Annotated in this window: 13 protein-coding genes and 1 pseudogene; 9 read left to right on the top strand and 5 right to left on the bottom strand. The window is 62.1% G+C overall.

Annotation, left to right across the window (positions count from 1 at the left end):
- Positions 1-190 (top strand): hypothetical protein (locus JHC57_RS06340; RefSeq protein ID WP_294029161.1); only part of this gene is annotated, 190 nt, incomplete at its 5' end.
- Between the two features lie 74 nt (positions 191-264).
- Here the strand turns inward: JHC57_RS06340 and JHC57_RS06335 are convergent.
- The 3 genes from JHC57_RS06335 to JHC57_RS06325 form a co-directional block, all read right to left on the bottom strand.
- Positions 265-1,467 carry a CoA transferase gene (locus JHC57_RS06335; RefSeq protein WP_294029160.1) on the bottom strand — a complete coding sequence of 401 codons (1,203 nt, stop codon included), beginning with the start codon at positions 1,465-1,467 and terminating at the stop codon, positions 265-267.
- A 74-nt stretch (positions 1,468-1,541) separates the two neighbouring features.
- Complete coding sequence (locus tag JHC57_RS06330) at positions 1,542-3,059, bottom strand: aldehyde dehydrogenase family protein (RefSeq protein WP_294029159.1); 1,518 nt, start codon at positions 3,057-3,059, stop codon at positions 1,542-1,544.
- Positions 3,029-4,621 carry a GMC family oxidoreductase N-terminal domain-containing protein gene (locus tag JHC57_RS06325; RefSeq protein ID WP_294029158.1) on the bottom strand — a complete coding sequence of 531 codons (1,593 nt, stop codon included), beginning with the start codon at positions 4,619-4,621 and terminating at the stop codon, positions 3,029-3,031. Before JHC57_RS06325 ends, JHC57_RS06330 begins: the two co-directional genes overlap by 31 nt.
- Positions 4,622-4,858: 237 nt before the next feature.
- On the opposite strand from JHC57_RS06325, the pseudogene JHC57_RS06320 reads away from it, so the two are divergent.
- A pseudogene (locus JHC57_RS06320) lies at positions 4,859-7,210 on the top strand (TonB-dependent receptor).
- 141 nt (positions 7,211-7,351) lie between these two features.
- Positions 7,352-8,920, top strand: a complete 1,569-nt coding sequence (locus JHC57_RS06310; RefSeq protein WP_294029155.1) for a class I adenylate-forming enzyme family protein — start codon at positions 7,352-7,354, stop codon at positions 8,918-8,920.
- Positions 8,921-9,016: 96 nt separating this feature from the next.
- On the opposite strand, the gene JHC57_RS06305 is transcribed toward JHC57_RS06310, so the two are convergent.
- Positions 9,017-9,805: an aldolase/citrate lyase family protein gene (locus tag JHC57_RS06305; RefSeq protein ID WP_294029154.1), complete on the bottom strand. Its 789-nt coding sequence runs from the start codon at positions 9,803-9,805 to the stop codon at positions 9,017-9,019.
- A 220-nt stretch (positions 9,806-10,025) separates the two neighbouring features.
- Here JHC57_RS06305 and JHC57_RS06300 point away from each other — a divergent pair, with 220 nt between their 5' ends.
- From JHC57_RS06300 to JHC57_RS06275, 6 genes are read left to right on the top strand one after another with little or no spacing between them, the layout of a single operon-like run.
- On the top strand, positions 10,026-11,594 hold the full coding sequence (locus JHC57_RS06300; protein ID WP_294029153.1) for an AMP-binding protein: 1,569 nt from the start codon (positions 10,026-10,028) through the stop codon (positions 11,592-11,594).
- Entirely contained in the window at positions 11,591-12,889 is a 1,299-nt protein-coding gene (locus JHC57_RS06295) for a Rieske 2Fe-2S domain-containing protein (RefSeq protein ID WP_294029152.1), read from the top strand. Before JHC57_RS06300 ends, JHC57_RS06295 begins: the two co-directional genes overlap by 4 nt.
- A complete protein-coding gene (locus JHC57_RS06290) occupies positions 12,886-13,389 on the top strand; it encodes an aromatic-ring-hydroxylating dioxygenase subunit beta (RefSeq protein ID WP_294029151.1) in 504 nt (167 codons plus the stop codon). The genes JHC57_RS06295 and JHC57_RS06290 overlap by 4 nt, the downstream gene beginning before the upstream one ends.
- Before the next feature lie 4 nt (positions 13,390-13,393).
- Positions 13,394-14,575 carry a thiolase family protein gene (locus tag JHC57_RS06285; RefSeq protein WP_294029150.1) on the top strand — a complete coding sequence of 394 codons (1,182 nt, stop codon included), beginning with the start codon at positions 13,394-13,396 and terminating at the stop codon, positions 14,573-14,575.
- Positions 14,572-14,970: an OB-fold domain-containing protein gene (locus tag JHC57_RS06280; RefSeq protein ID WP_294029149.1), complete on the top strand. Its 399-nt coding sequence runs from the start codon at positions 14,572-14,574 to the stop codon at positions 14,968-14,970. The genes JHC57_RS06285 and JHC57_RS06280 overlap by 4 nt, the downstream gene beginning before the upstream one ends.
- A complete protein-coding gene (locus JHC57_RS06275; RefSeq protein ID WP_294029148.1) occupies positions 14,967-15,359 on the top strand; it encodes a VOC family protein in 393 nt (130 codons plus the stop codon). Before JHC57_RS06280 ends, JHC57_RS06275 begins: the two co-directional genes overlap by 4 nt.
- Here JHC57_RS06275 and JHC57_RS06270 read toward each other — a convergent pair.
- Positions 15,356-16,474, bottom strand: a complete 1,119-nt coding sequence (locus JHC57_RS06270) for a phosphotransferase family protein (RefSeq protein WP_294029147.1) — start codon at positions 16,472-16,474, stop codon at positions 15,356-15,358. The two genes, JHC57_RS06275 and JHC57_RS06270, sit on opposite strands and share 4 nt — an antisense overlap.
- Positions 16,475-16,520: the final 46 nt, after the last annotated feature.

The following is a 16,520-nucleotide window of genomic DNA, read 5'->3' as shown; positions in this document are numbered from 1 at the left end:
TGCCATGGCCGCTCAAATCCTCAATGGATTTTGCAGAACTCTCCGCACACTACCCGATCTTCCCGCTGGCGGGAGCAGGCTTCTGCAGCACGTTGACGGCTATACGGCGACTATCAAAGCCGGTGCAATCAGCTATCGTGACGGTATCCCAACTGGCGAACTTCGCGGAAAGCTGCTGCGGCGTAGCTAGGGAATATTGGCCTCAGCCGGCGTGTCATGCCGAGCGCTCAAGCCCGCGCTGGCACGGCAGCTGGCAATGCACAGTCAGAGCGTCGGCTGCTTGATAACCTTACTCGCGCGCAAATCCGCAATTTCCTCAGTGGTCAGCCCGTGTTCGCGCAAGATCGCTTCGGTATGTTCACCTGCGAGCGGCGCCCGTGCGAGCTCGGTCCCGTCCTCGAAGCCGGGGAGACCTGGAATGCGCGGGATGGGAAGCGGCGTGGCGATGCCGGGCTGACTCAACCGTTCGAAAATGCCGGACGCGACAACGGCCGGGTCGTCGAGGAACTCGGCGGACGTCTTCACTTCCGAATTCAGAATGTTGAACTCGGTTAGGCGGTCGCACCAATATGAATTGGACCTGGCCTTGAATGCGTCGCGGACCTGGCTCAACAGTTCGTCGCCATTCTCGGTGCGGGAGGCTGGTGTCCCGAAGCGCGGATCATCGCCCAGTTCGGGTCGCTCGATCGCGTTGCAGAATTCCTGCCATGGCCGATGTTCGAGTATGCTGATCACGACCCAGCCATCGCTAGTCTGGAAGACGTCGTTCGGCGGCCGTCGCGCTGGCGGACGACCATCGTTGAGCAAGCCTTGCAACATGGAGTAAAGATTGAGCCACGCGGCACATTCGATAAGCGAGATTTCGATGTAGCGACCGTGCGGCTGATCGAGCCGGCTATACAGCGCGGTGGCAATCGCCTGGAACGCGAACAGCGCGGTCATTACATCGACCGGTATCGAGCGGACGTTCTGAGGCTTTCCGCCCGGCCCGGCGTTGTTCGCCATGACGCCGGTGAATGCCTGCAAGATCGGATCGGTGGCGGGGCGGTCGCGCATCGGGCCCGACTGTCCAAAGCCCGACAACGAGACATAGATGGCACGCGGGTTTCGCTTCGCCACGGCCGCATATCCAAAGCCCAGGCGTTCGATGACCTTTGGCCGGAACCCCTCCATCACGACGTCCGCATCCTCAATGAGCTTCCACAGCAATTCCCGGCCGCGCGCGCTCTTGAGATCAAGCGAGATGCTGCGCTTTCCGAGGTTTCCCATTATCGACAACGCGGAATGGCCGCCGGGCGATGCGCCCTTGCCCCCGCCGGTCGTACGCGCCCAGTCGCCCGCTTCCGTGTTCTCGATCTTGATGACCTGGGCACCGTGTTGCGCGAGCAACATGCCCGCGAGCGGCCCGGCGATGCCCTGACTGATGTCAATCACCTTTAGCCCCGCAAACGCCGGTTTGATCTCCATCTTCACTTCTTCCCTCATCTTTCGCACGCTAAAGCCACTGCAGCCTGCAACTTATCCGTCGACGAAAATCCTCGTCACGCCAAGCGATAGGCAATGGTCTTCACATAGGTGAACTCATGAAGGCCAAGTTCGCCGAATTCGCGCCCGTAGCCGGATCGCTTGATCCCTCCGAACGGGTGATATGAACTCATCTTGCCGGAGCCGCCGTTGATGTTGACTTTCCCGGTACGCAACGCTTGCGCTATTTCATAGGCGAGACCGACATTCTTGGAGTAGACCGCGCCGGTCAGGCCAAATTCGCTATCGTTAGCAATCGCAACCGCCTCGTCGCTGGTGTCAAACCCGATCACCACGCCGACTGGCCCGAAAGCTTCCTCGCGAGCGATCAGCGAGCGGTTATCCACATCATCGAACAAGGTCGGTTCATAGAAAAACCCCTTGTCTCGGCCGGCTGGAATCCTGCCCCCCGTGACCAGCTTGACGCCCTCGCCGATCGCTGCTTGCACCATATGATCCACCCGTCGACGCGCCGCTTCACGGATCAGCGGACCCATGCTGGTTGCGGGATCGGCGGGATCGCCGATCACCACCGCCTCGAACATCTCGCGCAACCGCGCGACGAAGGCCGGCCTGACCGAGTTGTGGACCACAAGTCGAGTCATCGAGGCGCATGCTTGGCCAGCATGCTGGGTCAAGCTCGCCAGCGCGTTCTGCGCCGCCGCCTCGACATCACCGTCGGCGCAAACGATCATCGCGGACTTGCCGCCCAACTCCATCAAGCAACGTTTGAGCGTGGGCGCGGCTTGCGCCTGTATCGCCGCTCCGACCGTGTCGGACCCGGTGAAGCTGACCAGATCCACACGTGGATCGGTGGTAAGCGCGTTTCCGATGTCGGGTCCGCCATTCACGATGTTGAAGACGCCGGCGGGTACGCCCGCCGCTTCGGCTGCCTCACCCAAGATGAGCGCCGAAAAGGGCGTGTAGGGCGAAGGCTTGAGAACGACGCTGTTGCCCATCACCAGCGCGGGAATGACCTTCCCGATGTTGAGCATGAACGGCACGTTGTACGGCGTAATCGCGGCACAGACCCCGACGGGCTCGCGTACGGCCACGCCGCCACCGACGATTGCTGTACCGTCGGGCCGTTGTACCGTCTCGAGCGGAAAAGACTGGCTGGAGATTTGGGGCGCGATCTTGAGGAAGTGACGCGCATGGCTGATGCCTGTGCCGAACTGCATCGATCGCGCGAAGCTTTGGAGCGAGCCAGTCTCGATCCGGACCAGCGCGCACAGTTCCTCGTCGCGCGCCTCGAGCCAATCGACCATCCTGCCAAGGACCGCGGCGCGCTCTGCAATGTTCATGCGCCGCCACGGCCCATGATCGAAGGACGTGCGCGCCGCATCCAGGGCGGCCTCTGCATCCGCCGTGCTGGCCAGGGCCGCATAGCCAAGAACCTCTTCGGTCGCGGGATTCAACACCGGCTCGATCTCGCACTGGCCCGGGGATGTCCACGCACCGCCAATGTATAACTGGCCTTCCCTACATTTATGCACGTTCGTTCCTATGCCTGATTGAGGATGAAATTGGCGCATCGCTCACCGATCATGATGGCGGGTGCATTGGTGTTCCCACTGACAAGTGTCGGCATAATCGAAGCATCGGCGACCCGCAGGCGTGGTACGCCGTGGACTCGCAGCTTGGTATCGACAACGGCGTTGGGATCGTCAGCGCGTCCCATCCGGCAGGTGCCGGCGGGATGATAGTTGGTCTTCAACACGCGCCGGATATGCTCTTCGATCACCGCATCACTGAGGTCGACCTCACCCCGTCCCGGCTGCAGCTCATGCGACAAGAGCCGGGCGAGCGATGGCGAGTGAAGAATTCGGCGAGCAAGTCTGACCCCGCGCACCAGGGTCGCCATGTCTTCCGCGTCCCCGAGCGCGTTGGCGTCGATCAGCGGCGGCACCGCCACATCCTTGCTGGCAATCTGCACCGATCCGCGCGCGCGCGGCCGCAGGTCACACACGCCGATGCTGATACCATGGCCGGGCAACGCCGTTCGATCGGCATCGCCGGTCAGGACCGGCAGGACGGTGAACTGCACATCGGGTCGGGCAGTGCCGCGCGTGGATGCAAATCCGCCGCTTTCGACGATGTTCGACGTCAACAGGCCGGACTTGAATAACAGCCACTGCAAACCGTGCCCCGCCGCGCGCAGGCCCTTGTCCGCACCGTGCAGACTGATCGCACGCTTCGTCTGCCCATAGACCGACGCCTGGAAATGATCGTGAAAATTGGCCCCCACGCCGTCCAATACCCTTACCGGATCGATATCGTGCCGGGAAAGCAAGGCGCCGGGTCCGATACCGGAAAGCTGAAGAAGCTGCGGAGAGCCAAATGCGCCCGCGGCTATGATCACTTCCTGTCGAGCGGCGGATTCGTGTACACTGTTGTCCGATGCACGATAACGAACGCCGCTAGCGGCGCCATCCGCAGTCAATATCCGTTCAACGTGCGTGGAACTGCGAATGGTCAGCTGAGGATTCTTTTCGACCGACCTTAGAAAAGCTGATGCCGCGGATCGACGTAGCCCATCCGCGCAGGTTACCTGATAGAAGCCCACACCGGCTTGTGACGATCCGTTGAAATCGTCATTGTACGGCAAGCCGGCTTCCTGAGCTGCGCGAACGAAAGCGTAGCTCAATGGGTGCCGATAGTTCGCGTCCGATACGTTCAGCTCACCTTCCGTGCCATGATATGGCTCGGAATATCTTTGGTTCGCCTCGAGCTTCTTGAAAACGGGGAGCACGTTCTGCCAGCCCCAGCCTTCGCAGCCATCGCGCTCCCAATCGTCATAATCTTCGGCCTGGCCCCTGATATAGACCATGCCGTTAATGGATGATCCGCCGCCAACGACGCGACCCTGTTTCATGAAAATGCGACGGTCGTTTACGAACGGCTGCGGCTCCGTCGAAAATGACCATGAATGGGAGGCCGATATTTTCTGCAGGCCGCCGGGGATCTTCATGAAATAGTCTTGATCGTTCTTGCCGGACTCAAGCAACAATACAATATGCCCGGCGCGCACCAGCCGGTTTGCGATAACGCATCCCGCTGAGCCGGCGCCGACGATGATGTAATCATAGCTGTCCATGATCGCTAATAGCTGGGCTGGCGCCACTCGCGTCACGTCCCTCTCGGGGGACGCATACTAGCGGTCGCGCGCGAAGGGCCGACAGCGGCGTTTTCGCGTCATGCGGATGTGGCGCTGGCCACCGCACCCCTTCGCAATCCGAACCGGAGCGCGTCACGTTGGCCGATTGCGGGGTTCCATCGGCCTCGAGCCACAGCGACGGGCACCAATTCGCGCATATTGCACGCGGTGCCCCCGATGCCGAAAATCCGCCCCAAAACGTTGCTGCGGTATCAGTATGCGCATGCCGCTCGGGACATACTCGCTATTGGACCGACCTTTGGCGGCCCGCGCCGGAACCTCCTTGCTGTGAACAATCAGAAGCTGCTCATGCGAGGCTGCGGACACGCACCGGAACTCGCGACAACGAACGCGTCAGTGCCGTTCAGCACAAAAAAGGAGGGGGATGACATGTCCATCAACAGCACGGCCCGCAAAATCGCGCTCGCGGCTGCCCTGATCGTATCGCACGGGGCATCTGCTCAAGATGCAGACGCACAGGCCGAAACCGGCCTTGAGGACATCGTCGTGACCGCGCAACGGCGAGAAGAGCGGTTGCAGGATGTACCGATCTCGGTGACCGCGGTCACCGGCGACAGCCTTGCACGGTCCGGCGTGACTGATACGCGCCAGCTCACGCAGTCGATCCCTTCGGTTGTGTTCTCGCGAGTCAATGGGAGCTTTCAGCCGTACATTCGTGGCGTCGGCACGCGCAACGCGAATATCGGGGATGAATCGAACGTCTCGCTATACATCGATGGCGTCTATCAGCCAGTCATGTCATCGCTTGGCTTTGATCTAGTCAATGTCGACAGGATCGAGGTGCTGCGCGGGCCGCAAGGCACCCTCTTTGGCCGCAACTCGACCGGTGGGCTCATCAACATCATCACGCCGGACCCAACCGAGACCTTGTCCGGCAGGATCGTGGCGCGAGCAGGAAGCTATGGCGAGAAGTCGCTTCAAGGCTACATCTCGACCGGCATCGTTCCCGGAATCAGCATCGATCTGACCGGCAGCGCGGCCGGCGACACGGGTTTCGTAAAAGATCTGGTCAATGGCGGATACCGGGGCGACCGTTCGTCCGAAGTCGCGCGCCTGAAGGTTCTGATCGAACCCAGCAATATGTTTCGCGCCGTTCTGACCGGCAACTACGTCCGTTTTGAGGATGGCTCGTCACTGAGCGAGCAACCGTTCCTTGGCAATTCGACCGGCGTCCGACCGCCGGTGCCGATCATCGCACGCGAGCCGTGGCAGACCGCCATCGATGCCGCCAGCAATGCCAAGTCCAAGACATATTCTGCTTCGCTGCAGACTCGCTGGCGGCTCGGCGGCATCGATCTGGAAACCACTTCGGCCTATATCGATAGCACCTCCCTCACGGTCACCGATAACGATGCGACGCCCAAGCCGATCGGTTCGGTCCGCGCGCCGCAAAGCTCATATTACGTCGAGAACGAGATCCGGGCTCTGTCCACCGGTGGGGACAGCTTTTCATGGATCGTGGGCGCGTTTCAATTTGCGGGCCGGGGCTCTTTCGACGGCCTTGAAAGCTATGCAAACGGCTCGCTGGTCAGCCGCACATTCACACGGCAGGAAGTCGTTTCCTACGCCGGCTTTGGAGAGGGCACATTGCGGCTCGGCGAGAACCTCTCGCTGATCGCGGGCGCTCGGTACAGTTGGGAAAAGCGCAATTACGAGGCCGGGAATGGCACCTTGACGCTCGTGCCATTTCGCGAATCGAGCAATGACAAGGTGACTTATCGCGTTTCGACCCAATACAAGTTCGGTCCCAGCGCGAACGTCTATGCAAGCTACAGCCGCGGCTTCAAGAGCGGTGTGTATAACGGGTTCGCTTCGACAGCAGCGGCTGCCGTTCCCACCCGACCCGAAACGTTGGACTCGCTCGAGATCGGGTTCAAGAGCGATCCCTTCAACTGGCTCCGCGTCAACGGTTCGCTTTTCCATTACGACTATACCGACATTCAGTAGTCGGCGCGGGATCCGGTCACGACGCTAGTGCTGCTGTTCAACGCAGCGTCCGCCAAGGTGGATGGCGGCGAACTCGAGGTTACCGCACGGCCTGCCCGCAACTTCAATATCCGCGCCTATGCCACGGTGCTGCGGGCCAAATACGACAGCTTCCCGACCGCGCAGATCTTTCGTCCGCTGCCAAACGGTGGCAACGGATCGGTTTCCCCCTTCGATGTATCGGGCCGAGATATGATTCGGGCACCGCGGTTCACGCTGGGCGTCAACTTCGATTGGTCGCACGAGACGAGCGCGGGCGTGTTCGGCATCGCGGGCAACATCTTCCATTCGGACAGGTACTTTTGGGATTTCGAGAACCGGCTGACTCAACCAGCCTATACCATGATCAACGGCGACATATCGTGGTCTCCCGGCCCGGGCTCACAGTTGCGGCTGAGCATCTACGCACGCAACCTAGCCAACACCGTCGTATATTCGCAGATGACCTCCAGCGCAACGGCTGACAAGGCCGGATTTGACCGACCGCGCAGCTGGGGGGGATCGGCCTCGTTCAGTTTTTGACCCCGGAAATCGGTGCGGATTTCGCCAATAGGACCCCAAGACCCGGCCACTCCCGGAAAAGAGATCGAGAGAACGAATGAAGCAGCAACGCGCAAACGCACCGGGAGTCATCGCGCCAGTTGGCGAAGGACCCACGCGCCGATGACCCAGCCAGCCGACCCGCGATCCGCACCGTCATCCACGGCTATGTCACAGGAGGGACGGGCCGTCCTGAACGCGGACGTTCCAACGTTCGGCGATCTCCTCGGCGCCGCCGCTGAAACGTTCCCCGAGCAAGAAGCGTTTGTCCACGGCGATGATCGACTCAGCTATGCCGACTGGCTCGATCAATCGCTGCGCGTCGCTGCCGCATTTGCAGACAAGGGCGCGAAGCCTGGCGACATCATTCTGATCGGCTTGGATAACTCAATCGACTTCGCAGTCTGCTTTGCCGGTGCCCAACTGCTCGGTGCGATCGCCAGTGGCGTGAACACGCGGCTTGGCCGACGCGAAATCGATAGCATCGTCGCACGCTCGAACGCCGCCCTCTTAATCCTGGAGGACGCAGCCAATGCGCCCGCAGCCAGCCCGCAAATAATTCGCCGCCGCGACCTTGCTGCGTTGCGGCAATACCCTCGCAAGGCAGCATATTATTCAGGACAATCCAAAGAGATTGCGGTGATTATCTGGACGAGCGGCACTACCGGTCAGCCGAAGGGTGTGTGCTTCACGCACGACAACCTGCGAAGCGCCGTGCGCACCGCGGGCCTTCTCGCGGGCCCATTCTCTCGCAAGCTCGGTTCAGTTCCGTTCGCACATGCTGGCTTCATGGGCAAAGGTTGGGAACAGGTCGCGTTCGGCATGACGCTGGTTATCGCTCCCATACCGTGGACGGCCGACGCCATGTTGCGACTGCTGGTTGAAGAGCGGATCAACATCGCTGGCGCGGTGCCTACCCAATGGACCAAGCTGCTCGCGCATCCCGGTCTCAAAGCGGCCGATCTATCGCATATCCAGGTCGGGGTAACCGCCACGGCACCGGCGTCACCGGAATTGATCGAGCAAGTCTCGTTGGCATTGGGCGCTCCCCTTATCGTGCGCTACTCGATGACGGAATGTCCATCAGTCACCGGCACGCGGATCGGAGATAGCGCCGAGGTGCAGTATCGTACCGTAGGTCGCCCTCAGGATGGGGTCGAGCTCAAGCTCATCGACGAGGATCTCAAGATAGTGCCGCACGGTTCGGTGGGAAGGGTTGCGGTGCGCTCCCCAGCAGTCATGGTCGGCTATTGGCAAGATCCAGAAAAAACCGCCGAAGCCCTTACCCCCGATGGCTGGCTGATCAGCGGCGATTACGGCCGACTTGATGAAAACGGGAACCTGGTCCTCGCTGGCCGGTCCAGCGAAATGTACATCCGCGGTGGTTATAACGTCTATCCGATCGAGGTTGAACGCGTGATCGGCGAACTGCCCGGCGTAGCCGCCGCAGCGGTGGTCGGCACGCCGGCTCCGGCGATCGGCGAGATCGGCATCGCCTTTATCGTTGCGACCGATCCGGATCATCCCCCGACCCTCGCCGATATTCGGGCAAAGGTGTTGGCAGAACTGGCCGACTATAAGGCGCCCGACTGGCTCATATTGCTCGATACGCTTCCACTTACGCCGATGATGAAAGTGGACAAGCAGGCGCTCAAACAGCACGCCGCCTCACTGGAATCAACTCGGGGCTGATTTCAATCCGCCGGATGCAGGCAGCACTGGTCGCTGAACGGCGGGCCGTCACGGCGCCAGAGGTAAAATGGCGTGCCGGTCTGGCGTCACGCCGGATTAATAGGTCGTGGCGGACTGAACTGGTTCGCCAGTCCCGCGGCCGAACTGCGCCGCCAACGCATCTGTCGCCCGAACCATCAAGCCCATGTCCGTTCCAACCGCAACGAACAGGCAGCCGAGTTCGAGGTATCGACGTGCTGCAGCGACATCCGCGCTGAGAATTCCGGGCGCCTTTCCTGCGGCGAGAATGGCGCCGATAGCCGCTTCGATGCGCATCGTCACGTCCGGATGACCCGCGTTCCCGCGATGGCCGAGTGAGGCGGACAAATCGCTCGGGCCGATGAATACGCCGTCGACTCCATCGACCGCAGCAATGGCCGCGACCTCGTCGATCGCCTCACGCGTCTCAACTTGCACGAGCAGGCAAATTTCGTCGTCCGCCTCCGCCAGATAGCCGCCATCTCGGCCCCAGCGCGAAGCGCGACTCGTGGCCACTCCCCTGACGCCGATCGGCGGATAGCGGCAGGCCCGCACCAACTCGGCGGCTTCGTCCGCGCTGTTCACCATCGGGATCAGTAGCGTCTGAAAGCCGAGGTCAAGATATTGCTTGATGAGCCAGGGCGTGCCGACCGGAGGCCGTCCCACCGCGTGCGCGCCGGTTCCGCTTACCGCATGCAGCTGAGACAATAATATCGGGATGTCGGTCGGGCTATGCTCGCCGTCGAACAGCAGCCAATCGAACCCGGCGCCTGCGCAGATCTCGGCTGTGTAGGCGCTACCGAGCCCCTGCCAGAAGCCGATCTGTGCTTGCTCGGCGCGAAGCGCGTGCTTGAAACGGTTGTTCATCGGCTTCTAATCCCCCAGCAGCCAGTCCTGCGCCAGCACGGATTGCTATTCGACGCGATAGTGAAATGCCATTGCTCGACTTCGAAGCAGCGTTCATGTTCCAGCGCGCGCCCATTGGAAACGCCAATGACTTGCAAAGCATCTCGGAGCTAGCAGGATAGGCGGCGAGCCGCCTAGTTGCATCGGTAAATCACATGCGTTCATGCCAGAGAGGGCCTATATGTTTCTCCGTGACTTCGTACGACGCTGCGCCGAGAAGTTTCCCGAAGATATCGGCTATATCGATGCAGATCGCCGCAGCGACTGGGCAGAGATGCACCGCAGGTCGAATGGGGTGGCTCGCGCGTTGCAGGATCTTGGCATCGGCAAAGGCGTGAGCACAGCAATGCTGTCGCACAATCGTATCGAGGTCGCCGAACACTGGTTCGCTTGCATGAAGACCGGCGCTGTCCGCGCAGGATTGAACTGGCGTTATTCTTCGCGCGAAATGATGCATGTCATTCGTGATTGTGACGCGCGTGCCATCTTTATCGAAGCGCAATGCGCCGCAGCTTTGTCTGAGCATTTCGAGGAACTCGCGGCCGAAGGTCGCATCCTGATCGGCTTTGGCGGGGCGCATGACCTGCCAATCGATTACGAGAAGCTGATTGCGGGATCCGAGCGCAGTCCCGACCTGCCGGAGCTCGAGGAGGATTCGGTCGGCGCGATCGGCTATACGTCGGGCACCACCGGCAACCCTAAGGGAGTGCTGCTCAGCCATCGCAATTTGCTCACCTCGCTCGTGTTCAACAACATGGTGAACGGGTATACCAAGCAGGACCGCCGCATTTATGTGACCAACCCGGCGGGTATCAACATCAACACGATGTGCATGAACATCATCACTGGAATGACGACCGTGCTGGAGAATTTCCAGGCGGAGCGCTTCCTCGATCTGATCGAGGAGCATCGCGTCACCACCGTCACAGTCGTGCCGACGATGTTGCGCCGGATCATCGACGACGTGAAGGCCGGGCATTGGGATCTCTCGACGTTGCGCCAGGTTTGCTACGGCACAATGCCCGCCACGCCGGCGTTGATCCGCGATGCCTATGCAACGCTCGATTGCGAATTTCTCAATCGCTACGGCGTCTCCGAAACGACCGGTTCGATCGCGCTGCTGGACGATGTCGGACACCGGCAGGCCCTGGATGGCGATGTCGCCCTTCTCCGGTCCGTCGGCAAGGCGATGCCGCATGCCGACATTCAGATTCGCGACGAGGATGGCAACGAAATGCCCCGTGGCGAGCTTGGGCTGGTATGGGTCGGTGGTGATACCGTGATGCAGGGCTATCTCAACATGCCCGAGCTTAATGCAAAGACAGTCTTCGGCAAGTGGCTCAAAACAGGCGATTTTGGCCGGATGGACGAGCGTGGCTATATATTTCTGGGCGACCGCCAGCACAACATGATCGTGACAGGCGGCTTCAACGTCTATCCCAACGCAGTTGAGAATGCCCTCGCCGAGTTCAAGGGCGTGGGTGAGGTCGCGGTGTTCGGCATGCCGCATCCGCAATGGGGCGAGGCGGTCGTCGCCGCGGTCACCGTGGCGAACGGCGCCGATGTGACGCCAGAGGCGCTTGATCGTCATTGCCGCGAGAATGTGTCGAAGTTCGAGGTGCCCAAGCACATCGCGATCTTGCCCGCACTGCCGCGCGGCAACACCGACAAGGTCGACAAGCGCGCAATCCAGGCGATGTTCGCCGCGCCCGGCAAGCTGCCTTGGGCGATCAAACGAGAGACCGCATGATGGCCACCGCACCGCTCAGTCCCGCCCCGATCGACTACCGCCATCTGGTTCAGGACGGGCGGCTCCACGGCTCGCTCTACACCGATCCGGCGATCTTCGCCCAGGAGATGGATACGATCTTCCATCGCGGATGGAGCTTCGTCGCGCATGACAGCGAGATTCCCAATCAGGGCGACTTCGTGGTACGCCGCGTCGGCAGCCAGTCGCTTGTCGCGCTGCGCGGCAAGGATGGCGAGGTGCGCGTCTTCTACAATCGCTGCCCGCATCGCGGCGCGACCTTGTGCCAGACCGCATCGGGCAATCGCCCGCGCATCACCTGTCCCTATCATGCCTGGACGTTCGCGCTCGACGGCCGCTTGATCGGCCTGCCCGACGAAGGCGCCTACCCGGCCGATTTCAGCAAGGCCGATGCCGGCCTGACCCCGGTCGCGCGGATGGACAGCTACGGCGGGTTCATCTTCGTCAACCTGATCCCCAACAAGCTGACGCTGCGCGAGCATCTTGGCCACGCGACCGAGCTGATCGACGCGCTGCTTGGCCTGTCGCCAACCGGGCGAATCCAGCTGAGCGCCGGCTGGATGAAGCACAAGATGCGGTCGAACTGGAAGATGATCGTCGAAAATCAGGTCGACGGCTATCACGCGCCGATGGTGCACGGCTCGCTGATCGCCGCCAACCGGACCTTCGCGACCGTTCGCGACCGCAAGCCGACCTCGCCGACGCGCGTGCGCGATTTCGGCATGGGTCATAGCGATATCGATCATGCCAGCGACTATCGCGCCGCCAACGACAAGCTGTTCCGCTGGACCGGCGGGATTGATCCTGCGCGGCTGCCGCAATATGTCGGCGCAATGAATGACGCCTATGGCCCGGAAGATGCGCGCCGTCGCCTGATCGAGGGGCCGCCGCACTCGATGCTGTTCCCCAACCTCTCGCTGGCGGAGATGAACATCATGGTAATCGAGCCGATCAGCGCCGACACCGCGGTTCAATATACCTGCCCGGTGTTCCTGGAAGGCGCTGAGGACCTCAACGCACGCACCCTCCGGCGGTGCGAAGGCGCAATGGGGCCGGCGGGCATGCTGATCGCAGACGATGCAGAGATTGGCGAACTCACGCAGATGGGCGTCACCAATCTCGAGCCGGAATGGATCATCCTGTCGCGTGGCATGGGCAAGGAAGAAGTGCTGCCCAACGGCGTCAAGCTGGCCGGGCTAATGGACGAAACCAGCCAGCGCGGATTCTGGAGCCATTATCGCGATGTGATGGCCGGATCGCAGGAGAATGTGCGTTGACTGTCACCCTTCTTGAACCTGCTCCAGCGTCAGGCATCGATACGAAAGCGGTGGAGCAATTCCTGTTCCATGAAGCGAGGCTGCAGGACGAGCATCGCTACGACCAATGGGAGGCGCTGTGGACCGGAGAGGACGCCCTTTACTGGGTGCCGATGCGCGAGGGCGCGGACCCGACCCGCGAGGTCTCGTATATCTATGACAACCGCCCGCGCCTCGCGAGCCGGATCCGTCAGCTGAATACCGGCGTCCGGCACTCGCAGGCGCCACAGTCGCGGTTGCGGCGTCTGATCTCGAACATCGAGGTGAGCGAGACCGACGAAGGCGTCGCGGTTGAATCCAACTTCTCGCTGATCGAGTCGCGCCGTGGGCTGATGACCATTTGGGCTGGACGCACGACGCATTTGCTGGAGCGCGTCGAGGACGGCTTCAGAATTAAGCGCAAGATCGTCAACCTCGTCAATTGCGAGGAAGCCATCGGCAATCTCGCATTCCTCGTCTGACATCTTGAGCGCCCGACTCGACGCTGCGATCGTCGGCCTCGGCCGGGCCGGTCTCACGCGCACGGACACGCGCGCTGCCGCTGAGCTCGCCCGCCTGGCGGTGATTGCCGCTGCGGACGATGCCGGGGTTATCGCGACAGCAGTCGATGGGCTGGTGATATGCCGCTCGGGCGGCGCCACCGACGCCACGCTGGGTCTGGACCTGCAGCGCGCGCTCGGCTTGCGCGATCTCAAGCTCAATCGCATCGCCTTGTGCGAAGGCGCGAGCGCGCTGGCCGCCATTCACACCGCCGCGCTCGCGGTGGCGACGGGGATGGCAAACCATGTCGCGTGCGTCTTTGCCGACGCGCCGATCACCCCCGGCACCCGGATGCGCACCGCGTTCGGCCGACAAAAGACCGGAATCGGCATGGAGGGGCTGCGCTACACCGCCGGACTGTTCGGCGGCGCGGCGGTGCATGCGCTGAGCGCTCAGCGCTATCTGGCGCTTCATAAATTGGGAGAAGATGTGCTCGCGGAGGTCGCGATCACGACGCGCGCCTGGGCGGGGCTCAACCCGGACGCCTCATATCGCAAGCATCTCACGCATGAGGACTATTGGGCGGCGCGTTATGTAGCCGAGCCGTTGAGGCTGTTTGATTGCGCCGCTCCGGTAAACGGCGCCATCGCAGTGATCGTGACGACCCGCAACCGCGCGGCCGACGGCGCACAGCCGGCCGTCTCGATCCTCGCATATGCGGAGGGGCATCCAGGCGCGCCCGATCGGTCTGGCTTCGACCGCACGCTCACGCACGGCGGCGCTATTGCCGGGCGGGCGATGTTTGCGGCGACCGGACTGTCGCCAGCCGATATCGACATCTGCGAGCTATATGACGCATTCAGCATCATGCCGCTGCTTGCCCTGGAGGCCTATGGTTTCCATCCGCCAGGTCAAGCACGAGACGCCTATGCCGATGGGGCAGCGCAACCAGGCGGGAGCGGCCGGCCCATCAACACAGGTGGCGGCCATCTTTCTGGCTACTACCTGCAGGGAATGACGCCGGTGGCCGAAGCCGTTCTTCAGGCGCGCGGCACCGCCGGCGAACGTCAGTGCGAGCGCAACGCAACGATCCTGGTCACCAACGAAGGCGGGCGGCTGGATTATCATGCCGGGATGATCTTGGGTTCGGCGGAGCAATGGCCATGACGTCACAACCTGTGCCCGAATCGGACCCGGCATCGGCACAGTTCTTCGCTGCGCTGGATGAAGGGCGGCTCGATCTGCTGCGGTGCAGGCAATGCGGCACAGCGCATCTCGCGGCGCTGGTCTGCGATGCCTGCAACGGCACCGTCTTCGCGCCCGAACCGGCGAGCGGAGCCGGCACCATTTTCAGCTTTACCCGCACATATATCGCGCACCATCCGGCCTTCGCCGATCGGCTGCCCTATTGCGGGGGGATCGTCGAACTGGCCGAGGGGCCGCGCCTGTTCGCGCCGTTGCTGGGTGACGTGCCCTTTGCGGTCGGCGCAGCGGTGGCGTTCGAGCCGCAGCGCGCGGAAGGCCGCGGCATCGCCGCTTTCCGCCTCGCGACCTCAGGGTGAAGATCGACCGGCTCGATCATTTCGTGCTCACCGTCGCTTCGATCGACGTGACTTGCGAATTCTATCGACGCGTGCTGGGCTTTGAACGGCAGTCGCTCGACGGCAAGCCGATTTCGCTCGGTTTCGGCCGCCAAAAGATCAACGTGCATCAGGCCGACCGGACTTTCGAACCCAAAGCGCGCGTACCGACCCCGGGTGCGGCCGACTTCTGCCTCGTCACGCTCGACCCAATCGATGCCATTGTCGCACATCTCGGGCGTTGCGGCGTCGCGATCGAGAAAGGGCCGGTCGAACGCACTGGCGCGGTCGGACCGATGACCTCGGTCTATTTCCGCGATCCCGACGGTAATCTAATCGAAGTCAGCCGCTATCAATCCGACAAAAGCTAGCTGCGCCCGGTGAAACCCGGCGGCAGCGCGCGATGGGCGACGAAATCAGGCGAAAGCGGCGGCACATTCAGTCCGAGCCGCTCGGCGATGATCTGAGTCGTGGTGTTGGCATGCGCCATCTGCGTAGCAGCCGGCAACCTGCCCGCTGCGATGGCGATGTCGGTCGCGCGGATCAGGGTCGTCGCCATGAACAGGGCGCCGAGCACGATGTAATAGTCGAGGTCATTCAATTCGTACCCGCTAATCGTTCTGTAGCGCTCGACCACTTCGGCTGTGCTGGGCCATCCTGGCAAGCGTTGAATGCCAATCATCTCCGAATGAAAGCTGTCCATCATGATCCAATAGCCGACGTCCAGCCCCCGCGGTCCGATGAGCGCTCCCTCCCAATCGAGAACTGCCGCGACCGCCTGGTCCTCAGCAAACAAAATGTTACCCGGACGCGCATCGCCCCACAGCAGCACGTCGCGGTCGTCGCGAAGCGAGCCTCGCGTTCGCAGCAGATAGTCCAGCGCCTGGTCGGTCAACGGGAACGTCCGCCCATCCGCTGCCCACGCATACCAGTCTGCGATCTGCTGCAAGTGCCGGTCGATGCCCCGTTTACGCTCGCCCTCGATATTCAGGAAAGCGTGCGACCGACGCCAGTCGATGGCATGAATGCCGGCCATTGCATCAAGCCCGTTAAAGGCCAGCGTCCGCCGCTGTTGCGCCGTGAGCTCGGTCAGAAGCCCTTGCGAGTGCATCGATGGACGACCAAGCGGCGAACGCCCCCCGACCAGCCGCATGACGAGGAACGGCGTTCCCAGGACGACGCCGCTCGCTTCCACCGCCATCATCGGAGCCACCGGCACGTCGCTGTGCCGCGCGACGCCGTCGATCACGCGAAATTCGCGAACGATGTCGGGCGTGAGGAACAACTGCTTGCCGCGTTGCTCGAAGCGGATGACATAGGCGGCGTCAGCCTGGTCGAGCGGCGTCCGGCAGACGAGCTTGAACAATTCGCTCGACTGCCCGCCCGCCAATGGCGCGAGCGAACGGACTTCGCACTGCGTGCCGAACGCCGGCTGTTCACGCAGCCAGGCCCCGAGGCGGGCGCGCTTGTCAGCCGCGTCGTTCATCGGCGACCTTGATGATGATCTTGGCATGCGGGCTGCCGCATTGCGC

Origin of the sequence: Sphingopyxis sp. (assembly GCF_016463645.1) — a bacterium.
In the GTDB taxonomy this organism is placed as follows: Bacteria; Pseudomonadota; Alphaproteobacteria; order Sphingomonadales; family Sphingomonadaceae; genus Sphingopyxis.
Note: the sequence above shows the minus strand (reverse complement) of the source record. Positions and strands in the feature narration are given on the sequence as shown.

Excerpts from the sequence above, each read along its gene's own strand:
- JHC57_RS06310 (WP_294029155.1), top strand. The coding sequence starts at position 7,352 with ATGACCCAGCCAGCCGACCCGCGATCCGCACCGTCATCCACGGCTATG.
- JHC57_RS06300 (WP_294029153.1), top strand. The coding sequence starts at position 10,026 with ATGTTTCTCCGTGACTTCGTACGACGCTGCGCCGAGAAGTTTCCCGAA.
- JHC57_RS06270 (WP_294029147.1), bottom strand. The coding sequence starts at position 16,474 with ATGAACGACGCGGCTGACAAGCGCGCCCGCCTCGGGGCCTGGCTGCGT.
- JHC57_RS06305 (WP_294029154.1), bottom strand. The coding sequence starts at position 9,805 with ATGAACAACCGTTTCAAGCACGCGCTTCGCGCCGAGCAAGCACAGATC.
- JHC57_RS06330 (WP_294029159.1), bottom strand. The coding sequence starts at position 3,059 with ATGCGCCAATTTCATCCTCAATCAGGCATAGGAACGAACGTGCATAAA.
- JHC57_RS06335 (WP_294029160.1), bottom strand. The coding sequence starts at position 1,467 with ATGGAGATCAAACCGGCGTTTGCGGGGCTAAAGGTGATTGACATCAGT.
- JHC57_RS06280 (WP_294029149.1), top strand. The coding sequence starts at position 14,572 with ATGACGTCACAACCTGTGCCCGAATCGGACCCGGCATCGGCACAGTTC.
- JHC57_RS06325 (WP_294029158.1), bottom strand. The coding sequence starts at position 4,621 with ATGGACAGCTATGATTACATCATCGTCGGCGCCGGCTCAGCGGGATGC.
- JHC57_RS06295 (WP_294029152.1), top strand. The coding sequence starts at position 11,591 with ATGATGGCCACCGCACCGCTCAGTCCCGCCCCGATCGACTACCGCCAT.